Source organism: Paraburkholderia sp. SIMBA_054, assembly GCF_046534875.1.
Classification (GTDB): Bacteria; Pseudomonadota; Gammaproteobacteria; order Burkholderiales; family Burkholderiaceae; genus Paraburkholderia; species Paraburkholderia hospita.
In genome coordinates, this window is record NZ_JAWRXV010000032.1 from 52193 (window position 1) to 71605 (window position 19413).

Annotated in this window: 20 protein-coding genes; 8 read left to right on the plus strand and 12 right to left on the minus strand. The window is 63.9% G+C overall.

The window, feature by feature from the left end:
* The first annotated feature begins 73 nt into the window (after positions 1–73).
* Positions 74–385 (plus strand): DUF4148 domain-containing protein, encoded by a 312-nt coding sequence (locus tag SB822_RS32510; RefSeq protein WP_007744289.1) that lies wholly within the window; start codon positions 74–76, stop codon positions 383–385.
* Between the two features lie 159 nt (positions 386–544).
* On the opposite strand, the gene SB822_RS32515 is transcribed toward SB822_RS32510, so the two are convergent.
* Together SB822_RS32515 and SB822_RS32520 are read right to left on the minus strand one after the other, a co-directional pair.
* Positions 545–1294 carry a DUF2968 domain-containing protein gene (locus SB822_RS32515; RefSeq protein WP_236674204.1) on the minus strand — a complete coding sequence of 250 codons (750 nt, stop codon included), beginning with the start codon at positions 1292–1294 and terminating at the stop codon, positions 545–547.
* 55 nt (positions 1295–1349) lie between these two features.
* On the minus strand, positions 1350–1670 hold the full coding sequence (locus tag SB822_RS32520; RefSeq protein ID WP_009770414.1) for a hypothetical protein: 321 nt from the start codon (positions 1668–1670) through the stop codon (positions 1350–1352).
* 241 nt (positions 1671–1911) lie between these two features.
* On the opposite strand from SB822_RS32520, the gene SB822_RS32525 reads away from it, so the two are divergent.
* The 3 genes from SB822_RS32525 to SB822_RS32535 all read left to right on the plus strand — a co-directional run bounded on the left by SB822_RS32525 (position 1912) and on the right by SB822_RS32535 (position 3710).
* Positions 1912–2223: a cupin domain-containing protein gene (locus SB822_RS32525; RefSeq protein ID WP_007744296.1), complete on the plus strand. Its 312-nt coding sequence runs from the start codon at positions 1912–1914 to the stop codon at positions 2221–2223.
* Between the two features lie 253 nt (positions 2224–2476).
* Positions 2477–3217 (plus strand): peptidoglycan DD-metalloendopeptidase family protein, encoded by a 741-nt coding sequence (locus SB822_RS32530; protein ID WP_007744297.1) that lies wholly within the window; start codon positions 2477–2479, stop codon positions 3215–3217.
* A gap of 241 nt (positions 3218–3458) precedes the next feature.
* Positions 3459–3710 carry a hypothetical protein gene (locus SB822_RS32535; protein WP_007744303.1) on the plus strand — a complete coding sequence of 84 codons (252 nt, stop codon included), beginning with the start codon at positions 3459–3461 and terminating at the stop codon, positions 3708–3710.
* A 256-nt stretch (positions 3711–3966) separates the two neighbouring features.
* On the opposite strand, the gene SB822_RS32540 is transcribed toward SB822_RS32535, so the two are convergent.
* Entirely contained in the window at positions 3967–5610 is a 1644-nt protein-coding gene (locus SB822_RS32540) for an NRAMP family divalent metal transporter (RefSeq protein ID WP_410856474.1), read from the minus strand.
* Positions 5611–5652: 42 nt separating this feature from the next.
* Positions 5653–5814 carry a hypothetical protein gene (locus SB822_RS32545; RefSeq protein WP_410856475.1) on the minus strand — a complete coding sequence of 54 codons (162 nt, stop codon included), beginning with the start codon at positions 5812–5814 and terminating at the stop codon, positions 5653–5655.
* 770 nt (positions 5815–6584) lie between these two features.
* Here SB822_RS32545 and SB822_RS32550 point away from each other — a divergent pair.
* The 4 genes from SB822_RS32550 (at position 6585) to SB822_RS32565 (ending at position 10330) form a co-directional block, all read left to right on the plus strand.
* Positions 6585–8507: a potassium transporter Kup gene (locus SB822_RS32550; RefSeq protein WP_007744308.1), complete on the plus strand. Its 1923-nt coding sequence runs from the start codon at positions 6585–6587 to the stop codon at positions 8505–8507.
* 103 nt (positions 8508–8610) lie between these two features.
* On the plus strand, positions 8611–9279 hold the full coding sequence (gene nthA, locus SB822_RS32555; RefSeq protein ID WP_410856476.1) for a nitrile hydratase subunit alpha: 669 nt from the start codon (positions 8611–8613) through the stop codon (positions 9277–9279).
* Complete coding sequence (nthB, locus tag SB822_RS32560) at positions 9276–9941, plus strand: nitrile hydratase subunit beta (RefSeq protein ID WP_410856477.1); 666 nt, start codon at positions 9276–9278, stop codon at positions 9939–9941. Before nthA ends, nthB begins: the two co-directional genes overlap by 4 nt.
* A complete protein-coding gene (locus tag SB822_RS32565) occupies positions 9938–10330 on the plus strand; it encodes a nitrile hydratase accessory protein (protein WP_410856478.1) in 393 nt (130 codons plus the stop codon). Before nthB ends, SB822_RS32565 begins: the two co-directional genes overlap by 4 nt.
* A gap of 23 nt (positions 10331–10353) precedes the next feature.
* Here the strand turns inward: SB822_RS32565 and SB822_RS32570 are convergent, their stop codons facing one another.
* The 8 genes from SB822_RS32570 to SB822_RS32605 form a co-directional block, all read right to left on the minus strand.
* A complete protein-coding gene (locus tag SB822_RS32570; RefSeq protein WP_007744312.1) occupies positions 10354–10500 on the minus strand; it encodes a hypothetical protein in 147 nt (48 codons plus the stop codon).
* A 214-nt stretch (positions 10501–10714) separates the two neighbouring features.
* Complete coding sequence (locus tag SB822_RS32575) at positions 10715–11431, minus strand: PIG-L family deacetylase (protein ID WP_410856479.1); 717 nt, start codon at positions 11429–11431, stop codon at positions 10715–10717.
* 293 nt (positions 11432–11724) lie between these two features.
* Complete coding sequence (locus SB822_RS32580; protein WP_410856480.1) at positions 11725–12312, minus strand: NTP transferase domain-containing protein; 588 nt, start codon at positions 12310–12312, stop codon at positions 11725–11727.
* A 1011-nt stretch (positions 12313–13323) separates the two neighbouring features.
* The gene (locus SB822_RS32585; protein WP_007746087.1) at positions 13324–14625 is read right to left on the minus strand and encodes an NCS2 family permease; all 1302 of its coding nucleotides are present in this window, start codon (positions 14623–14625) and stop codon (positions 13324–13326) included.
* 477 nt (positions 14626–15102) lie between these two features.
* Positions 15103–15354, minus strand: a complete 252-nt coding sequence (locus SB822_RS32590; RefSeq protein ID WP_039902891.1) for a DUF4148 domain-containing protein — start codon at positions 15352–15354, stop codon at positions 15103–15105.
* Positions 15355–15542: 188 nt separating this feature from the next.
* On the minus strand, positions 15543–16322 hold the full coding sequence (locus tag SB822_RS32595; RefSeq protein ID WP_007746090.1) for a slipin family protein: 780 nt from the start codon (positions 16320–16322) through the stop codon (positions 15543–15545).
* The gene (locus SB822_RS32600; RefSeq protein ID WP_410856497.1) at positions 16319–17998 is read right to left on the minus strand and encodes an NfeD family protein; all 1680 of its coding nucleotides are present in this window, start codon (positions 17996–17998) and stop codon (positions 16319–16321) included. Before SB822_RS32600 ends, SB822_RS32595 begins: the two co-directional genes overlap by 4 nt.
* An 85-nt stretch (positions 17999–18083) precedes the next feature.
* Positions 18084–19160 carry an AraC family transcriptional regulator gene (locus SB822_RS32605; RefSeq protein ID WP_007746092.1) on the minus strand — a complete coding sequence of 359 codons (1077 nt, stop codon included), beginning with the start codon at positions 19158–19160 and terminating at the stop codon, positions 18084–18086.
* Positions 19161–19413 lie beyond the last annotated feature (253 nt).

The following is a 19413-nucleotide window of genomic DNA, read 5'->3' on the forward strand; positions in this document are numbered from 1 at the left end:
CCATAAACTTGCATCAACGCTGACGGACACGATGTTCGCAGTGAATCGAAAAACAAGTTCTCGGAGGTTGTCCATGAAAGCCCTGATTTCCGCAGTCGTTCTTGCTGCCGCTGTTGCCGCTCCCGTCGCATCGTTTGCCCAATCGAGCCAGCAGCCGGTGACCCGCGCTGAAGTTCGCGCCGATCTCGCCCGTCTGGAGAAGGCTGGCTACGATCCGCTGTCGGATCGCCAGAACTACCCGAACAACATCCAGGCCGCGGAAGCGCGTGTCCACGCAGAAGACGCCAACGCAAGCGGCTATGGCGTGCAGACGAACGGCACGTCGCAAGCTGGCCGCTCGCTGGCCGATGAGAAGGGTCCGCGTTCGGTGTTCTTCGGCAATTAATCTCCGACGAAGCTGACGCAGTAACCAGATCGAAAGCGCCGACCGGGGTCCGCGAGCCCCAGCCGACACGCGCAGGTAAAAAGACGCCGCCCAAGGTAAAACCTGGGCGGCGTTTTTTTCTTCCGGTGCGGGCGAAGTCGGGTCAGGCCGCGCGTCACGTTACCGCGGCATATGCGGAATCGTCTCGTTGTTCGCAACGTTCAACTGATGCACCTGCCGATGCACCTTGTTCAACTGGGCCTGCGCGGCCGTGCGTTGCGCTTCGAGTTGCGCGAGTTCCTTGCGCAACTGATGCTGCCGGCTCGTCACCACCTGATCCTGCTCGGTCGTGCGCTGCAAGCCCTGACGCAGCCGTTCCGCGTGCGCTTCGGATTCCGCGATCGCCCGCTTCAGTTGCTCGTTCTGCGCTTCGAGCTGCAAGCGGCGCGTCTCGCCGTCGGAAAGCCGTGTCGCCTGATCCTGCATATGGTGAAACAGCTGCCTGGCCGTATTGATGTCGCTCGTGCTCAGCACGCGCCATAGCCGGTCTTCCTGAAACAGTGCGGCGAAGTATTTCATTTCCTTTGGGTAAAACAGCAAACTGACCGAATAGTCAAAAGTGCGAAACGTGTGGAAGGTCGTGAGTTCGGCGTTGTCGCTCATGCGTTCTACATCGGCTGCGTCCGCGAGCTGCACGGCGCGTCCATTCGGCGCCGAGGGCGTGACCTGCACCGCGTGCAGTGGCGTGACGGGGCGCGGCGGCGAGCTGGCCGGGCGAGCTTCGATGGTTGCGCCCGCATCGCTTTCGCTGGCGGGAAGGTCGTCGACTCGGGCGGGTTCGGCTTGCGGGGCGTTCTGTGGCGGGAAATGAAAGTGAGCCGCGGCCCCATTGCTGACAGCAGCGCGACGCATGTTCAAGAGATTTTTCACGATCGATCCTCGGTAGGCGGCCGGGAAGCCATACCTCTTCAGGGTAGCGGGCGCATCAATGCAGCGTGCGTTGCCCACGTGCGATATCGTCAAATAGTGCATGGCCAGGTTCCAGCGCAAAGAGCCACGACTGGTCGTATTCGCTGAGCGCTTCGAGCGCCTGGCGCAACTGTTCGAGGGCGACCGCCGGAATCTCGACGCTCGCTTCCACGCCGCTCGACAGGCGGCTCACGCTTGCCAGTTGCACGAGGGCATCGGCGGCCTCGGCGACATCGACGGCGAAGACGAGATGCGCATTGAGCAGTTCGACCAGCGCAGGCGATGCAGTCATCTCGTCGACATTCAGTTGTACGGCAAGAAACAACGCCTTGTTCATGGAACCTCCTCGTTAGACGGAAACGCTGAAGTGGAATGAACCGTCTCGCCACGCATCGCGCTTGCGGGCATGCGCATATTTGTTGACCGCAGCAAGTTTCAGTATAGGCGAGCACTCCAGCTATGCAATGGCTCGAAAGCCGCATGTAACGGCCTTCTCCGGCCATGTGAGCAAGACACGTGCATGCGCGCGGGCGCCACTATAATGACCAGTCCGACACCCGTCATTGCGCAAGACCGTCATGAAAATCGTCCGCAGCAGCACGTTCAAGGCAGAGCGTCCATGGGGCGCGCTCGATATCGCCAACATGAACGGCATCACCACGCGTCTTCACTGGACCGACCAGCCGTACAAATGGCACGTCAACGATGGCGAGGAAGTTTTCGCCGTGCTGGACGGGCGCGTGGAGATGCGCTACCGCGAAGCAGGCATCGAGCATTCCACTGTGCTTGAGACGGGCGACGTGTTTCATGCGTCGGTCGGCACGGAACACGTTGCGCATCCGATCGGCGAGGCGCGCATTCTGGTGATCGAGTCGGAAGGCAGCGTATGACGTTTCGACTTCGCTGATCGGGCGGAATTGATTGGGATTGCAGAAGGAATCAAAGAGCAGGCCGAAGCAGCAGTGCGAGCGAGTTGACCGTCGGCGAGAGGCGTGTCGGGGCTGTGCCGTCCGCGCTTGTCAACCCGTCATTTTTCCGACGGACAGTCGAGGCATAATATTTGCACTGCATATCCCGCTACACGTTCAAATGACGCGCGGCCCCTATGAGCCGCCGTCCCATACTGCGTCGAGGGCCACAAAAATGACAGTAAAACGGCAATACGTCGTCACGCAGGCGCTGGTCTCGCTCGCCGTCGCGAGCATGCTCGGCGCGTGCACCACGTACCCGTGGGAAGCGACGCAGTCGCCGGCGCCCACGTACCGGACATCGGGCGGCGCGGCCGCCAGTGGCGTGCCGGCCGGGTTCTATCGCGTGAACCCGGGCGATACGATGCAAAGCATCGCCGGCGCTTACGGTCAGCGGACCCAGGACATCGCGTCATGGAACGGTCTGACGTTATCGTCGCCCGTCGTGCCTGGGCAGTTGTTGCGGGTCGGCCCGCCCGCTTATGCGCAGACCACGCCCGTGCCGACCCCCGCGCCCACCACCACGCCCGTTCAGCCGGCGCCCGTTGCGCCCGCGCAGGTGACGCTTGCGTGGCCGCTGCGCGGTCCGATCCTCAAGCCGTACGTGCCGGGCAAGTCGAAAGGGATCGTGATCGGCGGGCGTCCGGGCGATCAGGTGCGAGCGGCCGCGACCGGGCGGGTCGTCTACGCGGGCACGCTCGAGGCCTACGGGCCGCTCGTCATCATCAAGCACGACGACACGCTGATCACGGCCTACGGCCAGAACAGCAGGCTGCTCGTGCAAGAGGGCGATGCCGTCACGCAAGGTCAGCCGATCGGCGAAGTCGGCGTCGACAGCAACGGCGTGCCGTCCATCCAGTTCGAAGTGCGCAAGGACGGCAAGCCCGTCGATCCGCTTGGGTGGCTGCCGCGCTGAGTCGCATAGCGACCCGGCGACATGCGAACAATGAGGCCAACCGCAAGGCCAACCGCATCCGGACGGCCAACACCTTGACGGCCGACAGTTGGTCCGGATCGTTCAGTCGGCTTCTCCAGTATCGATGACAGGCCCGTGACAGCGGGCTTTGTCGCGATTGGCATGGTGCGTGCAACATGGTTATCGGGCGCGGCGTAGCGCGCGCTCGCTCGCCAACCTTTACCGTTGCTGGAGACACATCATGACCCACCTGCTTGTGAAAGACCTGTCGAGGGTCGACGAACTCGACCGTGAAACCGCCAAGGCCGTACACGGCGGCATCCTCACTATCGCCAAGCCGACGGAGCCGAGCCCGTGGCCGGGCTTCCCCGGCAAGCCGTCGATGCCATGGCCGCCGATGAATCTACCCCATCCGCCCGTGTATGCGGACGGCGGCGGACCTGTCATCATGCCGTATCACGGCAACGTGCCGACGGACCCGCGTCTGGTTTGATCAGCGTGCGTTTGGCGTAGGGAGGCGAGTCATGTCGCGTGGCTCGCCTCTTCGTGTTGATGGTGCAGATGTGAGAGCGCAAACAGGAAGGGGCCGATCCACGTCCCATCAACCGCAACGCGACGCTCATGGCATGCGCTGTCGCTTCGCATTACGCCGGCAGATATCTGCCCGTGGACCGGCCGCCGATACTCTGTCACAACCGCCCAAGGCGGACTATCAGGATTCTTCGAAAATGATGTGAGCGTGTTCTGACTTACGTCAATGCGATTTGCACCACCTTCACGATCACGAGCGCGACGGCCACCACCAGATAGCCGCGCAGCGCGCTCATCCAGATACGGCGGGAGAGCGTCATCACGGGCTTTGGCAGCGAGTCGAGCGGCGGCGTGCGCCACGTTGCGCGCTCGGATTTGCTGACGAACGGCGCGCCGTCCGCAATTTGCGCGCCCCGCAGCCGCCGCAGCGCCATCGCCGCGACGAACACCACCACGGCGAGCAGCGTGCCGCCCGCGAGAATCTCGATGATCGCGTGTCCGCTGATGTCGGGATACACGACGGACGCCGTCAGCACGACCGAGAGCAGCACCAGCGCCCACACGACGCCGCCCGTGAACAGGTTCAGCCCTTTCGAGTTGACCCACGGCCCGAGCACCGCGCGGTCGTTGCACAGCAGAAGCAGGAACACGGTTGCGCTCGGCAGCAGCACGCCCGCGAGCGTCTGCACGGCTTCCGTCAGCAGGCCGAGCGGGCTGCCCGGAATCAGCACGAGTCCTGCCGCCGCCGCCACGATGCCGAAGTACACGAGATAGAAGCCCTTCGCATCGGCGACGCCGCGATGCAGCGAATGACGGATCTTGAACACGTCGCCGATCGCATAGGCCGTCGACAGCGACACGGCCGCCGCGCCGATGATGCACGCGTCGAGCAGCGCAATCGCGAACAGCACGGCGGGCGTGCGGCCCGCATACCTTTCGAGGCCAGCGATCACGCCGCCCGCATCGGTGAACTGGCCGAACTCCGGCTTGCCGCCGAACAGCGCGGCGCTGAACGAGATCATCGCGATGGCGCCGATCAGCACGAACACGATGCCGATCCACAGATCGGCCTTTTCGTACTTCATGAAGCGCGGCGTGATGCGCTTGTCGATCACGTAGCTCTGCTGGAAGAATAGCTGCCACGGTGCAACCGTCGTGCCGACGATGCCGATCACGAGCAGCATCACGTCCGAGAGCTTTGCGTGCGCGGGCCATGCGGGCACGAACAGATGGTGCGTCATCTGCGCGACGGGAGGATGGATCGTCACGAGCACGGGCACGAGCAACAGGCTCAGCAGACACAGCACGATCGCAAAGCGCTCGAAGCGTTTGAAGTCGCCGGTGCTGACGGCCGCCATCGTCAATGCGGCCGCGATACACACGCCCGCTACTTTCGATACACCGAAGAAGTCGAGCACGAACGTAATGCCGATGAACTCGGTGACGATGGTCAACGCATTGAGGATGAACAGGTCGATGACGCTGAACGCGCCCCAGAACTTGCCGAAGCGTTCGAAGATCAGGCGCGCATGACCGACGCCCGTGACGGCGCCCAGGCGCAGCACCATCTCCTGATTGACATACAGCACGGGCACGAGCAGCAGCAGCGTCCACAACAGCGTGGTGCCGTAGTTCTGGCCGGCCTGCGTATAGGTGCCGAAGGCGCCCGCGTCATTGTCGCCGACCATCACGATGAGGCCGGGTCCGACGATCGCGAGCAGCGTGCGCAACCGCGCGCCCCAGCTGTTACGGGGTGCAGTGTCGTGATGCGCGATCGTGCCGAGTGCACCGCGGATATCGCCGACATGCGCGTCGTCGAGAACGGCGGTGCGGGTCGGCAGGGCTTGTGGTGGCGTTGCCATTGTTATTCTCCCGTGAACGGATATAGGTCGAATGATTTCCGTTTATGCGGCTTGCCGCTTCCGCAAGCGGGCGGCAATGCTGCTGAGCGTGCTGGCGAGCTTCGCGAATACGTGGCGTCGCTCGTGATGCAGCGAAAGGAGCGCGTCGTAGTGCGCGCGTGCTTCGCGGGTTTGCGGCAAGGTCGAAAGAAGCAGGAAGTACATGTCGGTTCTCCGGCACGAAGGCTCGTGCATGCGAGGCGGCAGGCGCTGGAGAATCGATGGAATCGAAAGCGGTCGGCTTGCCTGCCTCAGGTCGATAAAGGCATTTCTGGGTTCAAGGGATGACTGTCACTGTCGGGCATGGTGGCTCCCGGTTCATTGAGAAAACGCATCGCGATTGGCGAAACGCACGTAGGCGAGATACGTGGCGATGGACAGGTCGAACTTTCGCGGCGTTGACGGCGGCGGTAAGCAGGCACACGCACGCGGACGCAGGCACGCGAAGCGAAACCGCACATGTGACGAAGGCGGCTACGAATCGCGCGCGAACGCGCTGCGCCGGGTGCTGAACCCAACGACGCTAAACAGGATGCACGAGGAATGAATCTGCGACGCGCACCGTCTGCCTGCTGGCAAGACGGCGGCTAGATGAGGAAGCGCGGACGTCTGCCGTTCAGGCGGCGAAACTGTTCGAAAACGTACTACTGCAACTGTCCAAGGCAACGCCCCTCAAATTTCAAGATAAGAGAATTTTATGCCCACGCGCAAAGCCGAGTCAATGCACTTTCTTAAGCAGAACCGAAATATGCGGTGAAGCGCACATCGGGCGTCGCGCGATGTCCACGCACGTTCGCTGCGCTTTTCCCGAGGCGCTTTCTATACTGGGATCAGCCGTCAGCACAACGGATCACGCGTACTAAAGGTCCGACCATTCATCCGGCTTTCAGATCGCTCAATAGCAGCTAACGACGAGGCGATCATTGGAGGGAGACATGAGCGTTTCAGCCACGCACCCCGGTTCGGGCGCGATCGGCGCGCCTGCGCCGCACAAACCGGCGCTCCGCTCGCTGGCGCTTGCTGCATTGGGCGTCGTCTACGGCGATATCGGCACGAGTCCGCTGTACACGCTGCAGACCGTCTTCGCGACAGCGGGCGGTCTGCCGCTGACGCCGTTGAACGTGATCGGCATCGTGTCGCTGATCTTCTGGTCGCTGACCATCGTCGTGTCGCTCAAGTATGTAACGCTGATCCTGCGCGCGAACAATCACGGCGAGGGCGGCATCATGGCGCTGCTCGCACTGGCCGCTTCGTCGGTGGCGGACCGGCCGCGCTTGCGTCATGTGCTGCTGATCGTCGGCGTGATGGGCGCAGCGCTCTTTTATGGCGACAGCATCATCACGCCGGCCATCTCCGTGCTGAGCGCGGTGGAAGGGCTGGAAGTCGCCGCGCCCTTTCTGAAGACCTGCGTGATACCCGTGACGCTCGCCGCGATCGTCACGCTGTTCGTGATGCAGAAGCACGGCACGTCGGGGATCGGCGCGGTGTTCGGGCCGGTGATGGTGGTCTGGTTCGTGGTGCTGGCCGTGGTCGGCGTGACCAACGTGGTTTCGGCACCCGCGATTCTCGCCGCGCTCGATCCGCTCGCCGGACTCGCCTTCTGCCTGCGTCACGAGTGGCTGGCGTTCGTCGCGCTGGGCGCCGTCGTGCTGTCGCTGACGGGCGCTGAGGCGCTCTATGCCGACATGGGCCACTTCGGCGCGCGGCCGATCCGCATTACATGGTTCGGCATCGTCTTCCCCGCGCTCGCGCTGAACTATCTGGGGCAGGGCGCATTGCTGATCTCCGACCCCACCGCGCTGCAAAACCCGTTCTACCGGCTCTTTCCGCAATGGGCGCTGTATCCGATGATCGTGCTCGCGACGGTCGCGACTGTGATTGCGTCGCAAGCCGTGATCTCCGGCACCTACTCGATGACCAAGCAGGCGATGCAACTGGGCTTCCTGCCGCGCATGAACGTCGTCTACACGTCGGAGAGGGAGATCGGCCAGATCTATGTGCCCGGCATCAACTGGACGCTGCTCGCGGCCGTGGTGGCCGCCGTGCTCGGCTTCGGCTCGTCGACAGCGCTCGGGTCCGCGTATGGCATTGCGGTGACGGGCACGATGCTCATCACGACGCTCTTGACCTTCTTCGTCGTGCGCTATGCATGGCATTACAACTGGCTGCTATGCGTGTTCGCGACCGCGTTCTTCTTCGTGATCGACGCGACGTTCTTCTCGGCGAACCTGCTGAAGATCGTCGAAGGCGGCTGGTTCCCGCTGATGATCGGCTTCGTGATGTTCACGATCATGGCGACATGGGGACGCGGCGGCGAAATCATGCGGGCAGAAGCGCGCGTGCACGCGGGCACGATGCCGCTCAAGGCGTATCTGGAAAAACTGATCGCAAGTCAGCCGGTGCGCGTCCCCGGCACGGCGATCTTTCTCACGCCCAATCCGGACAGCGTGCCGCATGCGCTCGTCAACAACCTGATGCATAACCACGTGCTGCACAACCGCGTTGTGTTCCTGACCGTGAACAACGAGGAGATTCCGTGGGTCGCCGAGCATGAGCGCGTTGCTTTGCATACGGTGTGTGAGAGCTGCTATCAATTGACGATCCGCTATGGCTTCAAGGACGAAGTCGATCTGCCGAAAGCGCTCGCAGCCGCAGGGGCGCTGGGTCTCGATTTCGATCCTTGCGAGGCGTCGTACTTCCTGAGCCGCGCGACCGTCGTGCCGACACCGGGCGCGGGCATGGCGATGTGGCGCGAGCGTCTGTTCGCGGTGATGCTGCATAACGTCGGCAACGTGGCGGCGTATTTCAAGCTGCCTGCCAATCGCGTGATCGAGGTTGGCGCGCGGGTGGAGATATGAGGCGGCGATGCTTGTCGAACGCGCTGCAGGTCGGCATGCGTTTGCATTCGCCAGTTTGCCCGACCATACTGCGCGAGTGTCGCATTCTTCAGGCGGAACGCAGATGAGCCATGACGCTGAACATGAGCATGAACACGGAGATGAACACGCGCACGAAGGCAGCGCGCTGCCCGAGATGGATCTGCGCGTGCGCGCGCTGGAGTCGCTGCTGATCGAAAAGGGCTACGTCGATCCGAAAGCACTCGATGTGCTGATCGACACCTACGAGCACAAGGTCGGGCCGCGCAACGGCGCGCGTGTCGTCGCGAAGGCATGGTCTGATCCCGGCTTTCGCCAGTGGCTGCTCGACGATGCGACGGCCGCGATTGCGTCGCTCGGTTTCACGGGGCGGCAGGGCGAGCACATGGTCGCGCTGGAGAACACGCCAGGCGTGCACAACATGGTCGTGTGCACGCTCTGTTCGTGCTACCCGTGGCCCGTGCTGGGATTGCCGCCCATCTGGTACAAGTCGGCGCCGTATCGCTCGCGCGCGGTGATCGATCCGCGTGGCGTGCTCGCCGAGTTCGGCGTGGTATTGCCCGACGACACCGACATCCGCGTGTGGGATTCGACGGCGGAAGTGCGCTATCTCGTGCTGCCGATGCGCCCTCCCAACACGGAGACGCTGAACGAAGACGAACTCGCCGATCTCGTCACGCGCGACTCGATGATCGGCACGGGACTCGCGCTCGCGCCGCACGAAGCGAAACCCGCAAGCGGAGGTCAACCATGAACGGCGCACAGGACATGGGCGGCATGCAGTCGTTCGGGCCCATCGCGCCCGAAACCGACGAGCCGTATTTCCACGCGGCCTGGGAGCGTCGCGCGCTGGCGTTGACGATCGCGATGGGCTCGACGGGGAAATGGAACATCGACATGTCGCGCGCCGCGCGCGAAAGCCTGCCGCCCGCGCAGTATCTGTCGAGCAGCTACTATGAGATCTGGTTCGCGGGCTTGCGCAAGCTGCTGATCGACTCGGGACTTGCGACGCGGGACGAGATCGACAGCGGCGTGTCGCAGCGCGCCGGTGCGCCCGTGCCGCGCGTGCTCGCCGCCGAGCAGGTCAACCCCATGCTATTCCGCGGCAGTCCCGCATCGCGCCCCGAGCCGTATCCCGCGCGCTTTGCGGTGGGCGACGCGGTGCGCACGCTGACGCTCAATCCGTCGACGCACACGCGCCTGCCACGCTATTGCCGAGGCAAGCGCGGCCGGATCGTCGCGGTGCGTGGCGCGCATGTGTTCCCCGATTCGAACGCGCTTGGACGCGGCGAGGATCCGCAATGGCTGTATACGGTGCGCTTCGACGCCGTCGAACTGTGGGGCAAGGACACGACGGCGTCGTCGGTGTGCGCCGATTGCTGGGAGCCGTATCTCGAAGCGGACGGGACGGCATGAGCGCGCCCGCATGCACTACGTCGCAGGAAGTTTCGCGCGAGTTGCCTGAGTTGCTTGAGGCGCTGCCCGACATGCCGCGCGACGGTGCCGGCCCGGTCTTTGCCGCACCGTGGCAGGCCGCGGCATTCGCGATGACGCTCGCGCTTCACGAGCGCGGCGTGTTCACATGGCCCGAATGGGCCGCAACGCTCGCGGATGCGATCCGTGACGCGCAGGCTCACGGCGACCCCGATCGCGGCGACACCTACTACACGCACTGGCTGACGGCGCTCGAACGCATCGCGACGGCCAAAGGCTGCGTGACGCGCGAGGGATTGATTCGGCGCAAGGACGCGTGGGACGCGGCGGCGCGCCGTACGCCGCACGGCCAGCCGATCGAGCTGGACTGAGCGGCCGGCGCGTCACGCGATTGTCATCGAACTACGGGGTCCTTGTCGGGCGGGCCTTCGGGACGCTGTGGCTCGTCGTTGTGATGACCCGGCGACGGCGGCGTGAGCGGATCCCCTTCGGGGTCTCGCGTCGGATCGGCGTTCGGGTCGGGAATCGGACTGGTGTGCATGGTGTGACCTCGTGGCGTTGTGGTCGATGCGGTCGATACGGCCTATGTGGCCTATGCGGCAACCGGCGGTGGACGCATGCGCGCTGCTCTCGCGGCAAGGTACGAAGCGTCCTGCTTACACTAGCGTAGGCGATGACCGCGAAGACTGCTGGCGTGATCGCCTGCCGCAACGCTTCAACGTGGTTTGGCGCGGTTCAACGCGGGTCGATACGGCTCAGTGCCCCGTTCTGCGGGCGCGCTGCCGGTCGACTGTCAGCCGCCAGTAGCGCTCCGCGGCGTACACGTCGTCGTAGCCGTGCGGCCCGAACGCGCGCAACTGGCTCTCGTACGCGGACACGGCTTCGCGCTTGAGCAGCGCCTGGCGCTCGCGGTCGAGCGCGTGTTCCACAGCGGGGCTGGCGGGCGTCGCGACGATGCCGCGCCCGGCCAGATCGACGAGCCGCTGCTGGACGAGCCCCGGCATCGGACGATAGATCGCTTCCTCGTACGCGAACCATTCGAGGTGCGACATGCGGGGCAGAATCTCGCAACACGCTTCGAACACGCGGCCGTGATCGTCGTGAAAGAGGCCGAGCGGCATCAACAGCGTGTTCGACGTCGAGCCATAGATCGCTTCCTCCAGCGCGGCGGCGAGCCTGGCGATCGACGGCGAATCGCCGTATTGCGCGTCGCGAAACGGCAGCCGCAGAGGGATGGCGTCGAGCACGGCGAGCGCGTTGTTATCTTCGAGCGTGCGCGCGTGGATCGATTCGTACGCGCTCGCGAAGCCTGCCTTCTGGTCCCATTCGGTTTGCATGTCCTGTGCGGGCGGCGCGGCGAACACGGTGCAGACGGCGGCATCGGGATGCGCGGCGAGCAGTGCGCCGCAACCGAAGACGGCGTCGTCGAAATGCGGCGACACGATGAACAGACGCGGGCTGGTTTCGCTCATGAGATCCTGGGCAGGATACGGGACGGGCGCCGGGCGGTGTGATGCGCATTGGCGGCGCGCACCAAGGCGGCGCGCGGCATCGTGGACAGCTTAGACCAACGATGCGATGCGTGCTCGCCGGTTTTCGCGGTGCAGCAGCGCGCAAGCGCCGTGCCTGCGAGCGCATGATCGAGCGATGGTTCCCGTATCGGCTCACCTCGACCGGCGTCGCGCTCCCGGATGTTCTCACCGTGCGCGGCGGCGTGTTTACGATTCAAGCGCGCGGATATGTCAAAGGTGTGAGCGCGAGGAGACTAGACGTTGCGCAGGTCTTCGGGCGTGTCGATATCGCTGAGCACGCCCGGATCGTCGACTTCGATGCGCTTCACGGGATGCGTTGCGAAGAGTGCGCGCGCGCCGGTGTCACCATCGAGCGTGAGCAGCGCCTCGCGATGCTCGATGCTGAAGCCGACGGGATGGCCGCGCTGTCCCTGATAGTAGGGCGCGACGATGGACGCGCCGTCGTCGACTGCGCGCGCGACGGCTTCGATGGTTGGCGTGGCGATACGGGGCATGTCGGCGAGCGCGACGATCCAGCCGTCGGCGTCGTCGCTCGCTTCGATGCCGGCGGCGAGGCTTGCGCCCATGCCGCGCTCGGCGTCGGCGGAAAAGATGACGTGACAGCCGGCGTCATTGAGCACGCGGGCGAGCATCTCCGAGCCGGGGCGCACGATCGCGATGACGTGCGGGACGACCAGCAGCAGGCGATGCGCGGATTCGAAAGCGACGGGGGTGCCGTCGGGCAGGCGGGCGAGGAGTTTATTGTGGATGCCTTCCGGGTCGAAGCGCGATCCGTAGCCGGCCGCGAGCAGCACGCCGGTAGCGAAGGAGGCGTATGCCATGGGTGGCACCAGAAGATGGGGTTTGAGTGGGGATTGTGCGGTGCAACGGGGATGGGGGCAAGGGTTTTGTTTTTGGTTTTGCTTTTGTTTTTTTTCGTCTGCGAACGGGACCTGCGGTGCGGCGATGCCGTTTGGGTCTTTGCGCTGGCATGAGCCTTCGTGGTGCGGTCGGTTTGGTTGTTCTAGCTTTTGCGCTGGCATCCGCGCTACGGTGTTTGCTGCGCAAGCGGTTGGTTCTTTTGCCTCGGCGCTGGCATCCGCGATTTGTTATCGTGCTTCAAGCGTCGCCCCTGTGCGGGGCGGCACCTACTTTTCTTTGCCGCCGCAAAGAAAAGTAGGCAAAAGAAAGCGGCTAACACCGCCAGCCCATGTTCTTATCCACGGGGCCCCAACGTCCCCACACTTCACACGGCAGCCTTTCTGTTTGCGTGCGTTGCCAACGCTTTGAATGTGCGCCTCACCCGCTTCGAATACCCGTACTCGGGCCAGCGGCAGCGAATGGTACGTGCCGCCCAGGTGGCAAACTGTGTGTAGGTTGTCGCGTCGTACAGGGTAGCGCTCTTACATCGCGGCACGCATGCGCTATTGGTTCGAAGTGAGGCGTGCGAGGCACTACGGCCTACACACAGTTTGCCACCTGGGTGGCGGTGGAATATCTGGAACGGCGTGCCGCAACGCGGGTGCGTGAAGCGGGTGAGGCGCACATCCAGAGCGTTGGCAACAAGCATGAGTCACGTGATTGCCGTGTGAAGCGTAAGACCCGTTGGGGGCCCTCAGGCAAGAAGAAATGTTGGCGGTGTGAGCCGCTTTCTTTTGCCTACTTTTCTTTGCGGCGGCAAAGAAAAGTAGGTGCCGCCCCGCACAGGGGCGACGCGTGAACGGCGAACACCGTAGCGCGGATGCCAGCGCAAGCGCTAGAAAACCAAACCGGCTGCGCCACAAAGTCAAACCGAGGATGCCAGCGAAAACGCAAACACTCACCAGCGTCGCAGACAAAAAAAGCCAGAAACCTCACTCCGACCCAAGATAAAAAAACCGAAACAAAAACACAGCAGCAATAATCCAGACAACGAGTTTCACCTGCCGCGCGCGCCCAGTGAGCAACTTAAGCCCAGCATAAGAAATAAACCCAAACGCCACCCCATTCGCAATGGAATAGGTGAACGGCATCATAAGAGCGGTAAGTGCAGCAGGCACGACTTCAGTAGCATCGTCCCAAGGCAAGTCGGCCATCTCCCGCAGCATGAGACACGACACATACAACAAAGCCGGCGCCGTGGCATAACCCGGCACAACCCCCGCCAGCGGCGCAAAGAACAGCGCCAGCAAAAACAGCACAGCAACGGTAATCGCGGTAACACCCGTACGCCCACCCGCCTGAACACCCGAAGCGCTTTCGATATAAGCCGTCGTCGACGACGTACCCAGCAGCGACCCAGCGAGGATCGCCGTACTATCCGCAAGCAGCGCGCGATTCAAACGGTGCATCTTGCCATGCACAAGCAACCCCGCGCGATTCGCGACACCCATCAGCGTGCCCGTCGCATCGAACAGTTCGACGAGAAAGAACACCAGAATCACATTCAGCACGCCCGTCGACAACGCGGCCTTCACATCGAGCTGGAACAGCGTCGGCGAGATCGACGGCGGCACGGACACGATGCCGTGAAACTGGTTGCCGCCGAAGAAGAAGCTCAAAATCGTCACGCCGACAATACCGATCAAAATCGCCCCGCGCACGCGCAGAACATCCAGCATGACGATCGCGAAGAAGCCGATGATCGCCAGCACCACATGCGGATCGTGCAGGTTGCCGAGCGTGACGAGCGTCGCCGGACTGCCCGTCACGATGCCCGCCGCCTTCAACGAGATAATCGCGAGAAAGAGGCCGATGCCGCCCGTGATCGCGACGCGAATCGAATGCGGAATGCCGTTGACGATCACCTCGCGCACGCGGAACAGCGTGACGATCAGGAACAGGCAGCCGGAGATAAAGACCGCGCCGAGCGCAGCCTGCCACGTGAACCCCATCCCCTTGACGACCGTGTACGCGAAGTACGCATTCAGGCCCATGCCCGGCGCGCACGCAATCGGGTAGTTCGCGTAGAAGCCCATGATGAGCGAGGCGAGCGCCGCCACGAGGCAGGTCGCAACGAACACCGAGTCTTTGGGCATGCCCGCATCGCCGAGAATCGCCGGGTTGACGAAGATGATGTAGGCCATTGTGAGGAAGGTGGTGACGCCTGCCAGCACTTCCACGCGCAGGGTCGTGCCCGCTTCGTCAAAGCCGAAATACCGTTTTACGGAGTCCATGAGCCGAGTCTCTCGTCGTTTGAAATGTCGTTGGTCACTGCTTGTCGTGCTGCCTGTCTCTGCCTGTTTCGGCGCGTCTTCTACCGCGCGATGGCGTCCCGTCCCGCATGGCGACGCAGGCGGGCTTCCCCGCCGCATCGGCCATCATGACGCCACGGGCGGATTTAATCACGATTGGTCAGTAAATACCGCATTTGCCGCGCGCGCGTGGAGCCCATGCAACACTCGGGACGTGTGCACGTTGCACCGCGGCAACCGGCGGCGCCCAGATGCGTTTTGCTGGCGAAGGGGCGTGATGATACCTGACGCGGCGCATCAGGCTGGATTACAAGGGGAGCGGAAAGGAAGGAAGCGCGCCGAAAGCGGCCGTGCGCAATGTCATGACAAAGGCCGCGCGCGAAGTCGCGTTGAACGCATTTCAACGGACAATGCAATGCGAAACGCGCGTTGAATGAGCGCGTCACGCATCCATCGATATTACTGTTGCGTGCCTTGAGCCTGCGCGCGGCGTTGCGCGACGATGCGGCCAGCTGCGATCGCATTGGCTGGGTAGTTGATCCAGTCGAGCGGATCGTAGCCCGCTTTGCGCCATTCGACGAGATCCGCTTTCACTTCGGCGCGGGTCTTGGGTGTGTTCTGATCATAGACGCGCGACGTCTGCGCAAATGCGGACGATACGGCTGCTACGCCGATAAGCGCGCCCAGAACCATACGAGGAATCAGCTTCATGGCAAGGGCCTGAAAAGTTAGGATGACCCTTTTATTCTAGGTTCTGTATTCGCAATGAGTAAGGCTCGTAACTGAAATGAACCATTGCTCAGTTTGCATCTATGGCCGCGCTCGAGGCGTGGTTCATGCATGCCTCAAGCGAGTTCGCGTTCGAACCTTTGAACGGGATTCGCACGGATATCCGTCGCCTAACCCATATGCTGAGAAGGCTTGCCTATCCGATCGATCACGGCCGTCAACAGATCGACGGGTAACGGAAACACGATGGTCGAATTCTTGTCGGCGGCAATGGTTGTCAGTGTCTGCAAATACCGCAATGTCATCGCCTGCGGTTGTTGCGCAAGCATCTGTGCCGCCTGCAGCAATTTCTCCGACGCCTGCAGCTCGCCTTCGGCATGAATGATCTTTGCGCGGCGCTCGCGCTCGGCTTCCGCCTGACGCGCAATCGCGCGGATCATCGTCTCGTTGATATCGACATGCTTGATCTCGACATTCGATACCTTGATACCCCACGCATCCGTCTGCGCATCGAGCACGCGCTGGATGTCGGTATTGAGCTGCTCGCGCTCGGACAGCAGTTCGTCGAGTTCATGCTTGCCGAGCACTGCGCGCAAGGTGGTCTGCGACAGCTGGCTGGTCGCTTCGAAGTAGCGCGCGACCTGAATCACCGCGCGCTCCGGATCGACGACGCGAAAGTACACGACGGCATTGACCTTGACGGACACGTTGTCGCGCGTGATCACGTCCTGCGGCGGCACGTCGAACACGACGGTGCGCAGATCCATCCGCACCACCTGCTGCACGACGGGAATGATCAGCACGAGACCCGGTCCCTTGACCTTCCAGAAGCGGCCGAGCATGAACACCACGCCGCGCTCGTACTCGCGAAACACGCGCACCGCCGAAGCGACCAGCACGATCACCAGAAGAATCAGGATGCTGCCGAAGCCAAAAGTGAAACCGATCATGTGTGTTCTCCCTCTTGTGATGGGTTGCTTGCGGGAACCACGGTAAGCATCAGGCCGCGCCGCCCCGTCACGCGCACGGCGTGGCCCGCCGCAAGCGGCGAGGTGCTGCGCACGCGCCAGCGTTCGCCATGCACGCGCGCCCAGCCGACGCGGTCAGGCTCGCCGTGCAGAAGGCTGTCGAGCGCGCTGTTAGGCAGACTGCCAGGCTGGCTGTCCTGCAGGCCATCGGCGCGGCCTTGCGCCGTATCGGCGACGAGCCCGTCGTCCAGCACCACGCCCATGCTGCCGATCATCGCCTCGGCGCCCGTCACTACGGGCCGCCGCCGCGAGCGCAGCACCATCCCCGACACGCCGAAGATAAACAGCACGCTGAACACAATGACGGCGGCGATCATCGGCAGCGGCACGCCGTAGCCGGGCACGTCGGTATCGATCAACATCAGCGCGCCGATCGCAAACGCGACGATGCCGCCAAAGCCAAGCGTGCCGAAAGTCGGCAGGAAGGCTTCGGCAATCAGAAACGCCAGGCCGAGGAAGATCAGACCGAGACCCACGTAATTGACGGGCAGCAATTGCAGCGCGAACAGACCCAGCAGCAGGCTGATCGCGCCCGCCACGCCGGGCAGCACGAAGCCGGGATTCGCGAACTCGAAGAACAGGCCATACATCCCGATCATCAGCAAGATCAAGGCCACGTTCGGATCGGTGATGACGGCGAGGAAGCGGCTGCGCCAGTCCGCCTCGAGCGTCACGACGGTCGCGTGCGCCGTCGTCAGATGCTTCGCGCCGGCGGCCGTGTCGTACGTGCGGCCGTCGAGCTGCCTGAGCAGGTCGGGAATATCGCGCGCAATCAGGTCGACGACCTTCTGCTCGAGCGCGTCGCGTGCCGACAGGCTCACGGCTTCGCGCACCGCGCGCTCGGCCCAGTCGACGTTGCGGCCGCGCAGTTGCGCGAGGCCGCGTATATAAGCCTGCGCATCCTGAAGCTGCTTGCGCAGCTCGGTCGATTGACTGTCGAGCGGGAGCGCGCCGGATGCGGCGTTGTCCTTCTGGGCCGGGCCGGACGCGGGCGTCGCGCCTGGCAACGCGGGCGGCTGGCCGGGTTTCGGCGCATCCTGGCCGCCGATGCCCAACTGCACGGGCGACGCTGCGCCGAGGTTGGTGCCCGGCGCCATCGCCGCGATGTGGCTTGCATACGTGATATAGGTGCCCGCGCTCGCGGCGCGCGCGCCACCTGGCGCGATATACGTCGCGACGGGGATGGGCGACGCGAGAATCGCCTTGATGATCTGCCGCATCGACGTGTCGAGCCCACCCGGTGTGTCGAGCTGCAGGACGGCGAGCTGGGCGTGATCGTCGGCGGCGCGGGCGAGGCCGCGCACGATGAAATCGGCGGTGGCGGGGCTGATTGCGCCTGCGACGGGAATCACTACTACGCTGCCGGGCGCAACGGGGGATTGCGCGGAGTGGGCGGAAGACATAAACGCTGCCGCGGCGCAGAACGCCAGCACGAGCAGCAACGCGCGCTGCAACAGCCTTCCCGCCGCGCCGGGGATGACGCGCGGAGCGTAAGCCCATGCGGCACGGGGCGCGGCGGCCATGAAAGCGCCACGCGCGCGGCGCGGCGTGCGTCGCGAAACCGCTTGCCGGATCGGTAGAAGCCGGTACGTTCCCATCGTCGACGGCCGGTGCGCCGCGCTGCGACGGATCACGTTCGCAGGGCGGCGCGCCAGGCCTGAAAAGAGCTGGCCTGTCTTAAGCTTAGTCGGATTCGGCGCGTTCCGCCCGGCGGGAGATACCCGCGTTCGCCGCGGGCGCGCCTGCCGTATGCGCGTTCACCGCCCGATAATCCGCCGGCCGCATCCCCGTCCATTTGCGAAACGCCCGGTGAAACGCGCTCGGCTCGGCAAATCCGAGCGTCGCCGCGATGTCGGCGACCGACTGGCCGCCGCGCTGCAACTGCGAAATCGCGATGTCGCGCCGCAAGTCGTCCTTGATCGACTGGTACGTATAGCCTTCCTGCTTCAGATGACGCCGCATCGTCGCCTCGGCGACGTGCAGGCGCTGCGCCATCTCGTCGGAGCCGGGCCAGGCGGACATCGGCAGCGCGCGCAGCGTCTTGCGCACGCGCGCCGCGAGCGAGCCGGGATTGCGGTACTTGATGATGAAGCTCGCGGGCGCGTCGCGCAGGAACGGCTTGATGGACCTTGTGGTCTGCACGACGGGCAGTTCCAGAAAATCCGGCGCGAGATCGACATACGACTCGCTCTGCCCGAACGACAGGTCGTCGCAGAACATCAGCCGGTACTCGTGCGCGGCGGGCGGCTCGGCGCAACTGAAGCGCGCCTCGATCAGCGGGATGCGCCGCCCGACCAGCCAGCATACGAGTCCGTAGACAAGGATGAAGTACGTTGCGTAAGCAAACATGGCCGGCTGCGGCGCGCCGTCGCGATGCGCGAATGCGAGGCGCACGCGGTCGTCGCGCGTGACGATCTGCACGCGCATGTCGTCGAGCACGAGGCGCATGAAGTTGACGGCACGCGTGAGCGCCTGGCCGCCGTTGCGCGCCGTCAGCGCCGTCTGCGTCATGGCGATGAAGCTGCCGCTTTTCATCGCGTGGGGATCCTGGCCGAAGAACTCGTCGTCGAGCGTTCTTGCGATGTTGGCCCACAGCGCGCCGTATTGCGCCGGCGTCACGCGGCTCTTCGGGCTCGCGAGCACCTGCGGCGCGATGCCCGCCGCCTCGACGATCGGCTGCAGGTCGACGCCGCGCGCGCGGGCGAGCGCCAGCGTCTCTTCGACGAGACTCACGGAGATCGTGCCTCTTTCGGTTTTCATTCGGTCGCGGTTCCTCGCGCAGCCTGGAAGTGGGCGTTTCATGAATTCTGGCAAATGCGCTCACGTGAATTGCCGCGAGCGCCTGCCGGAACCGCCATTCTGCCGCATCGGCGCCACGCACGAAATCCAGTTATGGCAAATGCGCTCACAAAAATTGAGCGGACGCGGCATCGAATCCCGCTTTCGCGCCGCCTACACTGGGTTCCAACAGACGCGCAGTGTGTGCAGTGCAGCAGGCGCGCAGAGACAAACG

Bases quoted from the DNA above. Each gene is read 5' to 3' on its own strand.
- SB822_RS32570 (WP_007744312.1), bottom strand. From the start codon at position 10,500: ATGCACACCAGTCCGATTCCCGACCCGAACGCCGATCCGACGCGAGAC.
- SB822_RS32585 (WP_007746087.1), bottom strand. From the start codon at position 14,625: ATGGACTCCGTAAAACGGTATTTCGGCTTTGACGAAGCGGGCACGACC.
- SB822_RS32510 (WP_007744289.1), top strand. From the start codon at position 74: ATGAAAGCCCTGATTTCCGCAGTCGTTCTTGCTGCCGCTGTTGCCGCT.
- SB822_RS32520 (WP_009770414.1), bottom strand. From the start codon at position 1,670: ATGAACAAGGCGTTGTTTCTTGCCGTACAACTGAATGTCGACGAGATG.
- SB822_RS32605 (WP_007746092.1), bottom strand. From the start codon at position 19,160: ATGAAAACCGAAAGAGGCACGATCTCCGTGAGTCTCGTCGAAGAGACG.
- SB822_RS32545 (WP_410856475.1), bottom strand. From the start codon at position 5,814: ATGTACTTCCTGCTTCTTTCGACCTTGCCGCAAACCCGCGAAGCACGC.
- SB822_RS32565 (WP_410856478.1), top strand. From the start codon at position 9,938: ATGAGCGCGCCCGCATGCACTACGTCGCAGGAAGTTTCGCGCGAGTTG.
- nthB (WP_410856477.1), top strand. From the start codon at position 9,276: ATGAACGGCGCACAGGACATGGGCGGCATGCAGTCGTTCGGGCCCATC.
- SB822_RS32595 (WP_007746090.1), bottom strand. From the start codon at position 16,322: ATGATCGGTTTCACTTTTGGCTTCGGCAGCATCCTGATTCTTCTGGTG.
- SB822_RS32580 (WP_410856480.1), bottom strand. From the start codon at position 12,312: ATGGCATACGCCTCCTTCGCTACCGGCGTGCTGCTCGCGGCCGGCTAC.
- SB822_RS32535 (WP_007744303.1), top strand. From the start codon at position 3,459: ATGACCCACCTGCTTGTGAAAGACCTGTCGAGGGTCGACGAACTCGAC.
- SB822_RS32525 (WP_007744296.1), top strand. From the start codon at position 1,912: ATGAAAATCGTCCGCAGCAGCACGTTCAAGGCAGAGCGTCCATGGGGC.
- SB822_RS32590 (WP_039902891.1), bottom strand. From the start codon at position 15,354: ATGAAGCTGATTCCTCGTATGGTTCTGGGCGCGCTTATCGGCGTAGCA.
- SB822_RS32530 (WP_007744297.1), top strand. From the start codon at position 2,477: ATGACAGTAAAACGGCAATACGTCGTCACGCAGGCGCTGGTCTCGCTC.
- SB822_RS32550 (WP_007744308.1), top strand. From the start codon at position 6,585: ATGAGCGTTTCAGCCACGCACCCCGGTTCGGGCGCGATCGGCGCGCCT.
- SB822_RS32600 (WP_410856497.1), bottom strand. From the start codon at position 17,998: ATGGGAACGTACCGGCTTCTACCGATCCGGCAAGCGGTTTCGCGACGC.
- SB822_RS32575 (WP_410856479.1), bottom strand. From the start codon at position 11,431: ATGAGCGAAACCAGCCCGCGTCTGTTCATCGTGTCGCCGCATTTCGAC.
- nthA (WP_410856476.1), top strand. From the start codon at position 8,611: ATGAGCCATGACGCTGAACATGAGCATGAACACGGAGATGAACACGCG.
- SB822_RS32540 (WP_410856474.1), bottom strand. From the start codon at position 5,610: ATGGCAACGCCACCACAAGCCCTGCCGACCCGCACCGCCGTTCTCGAC.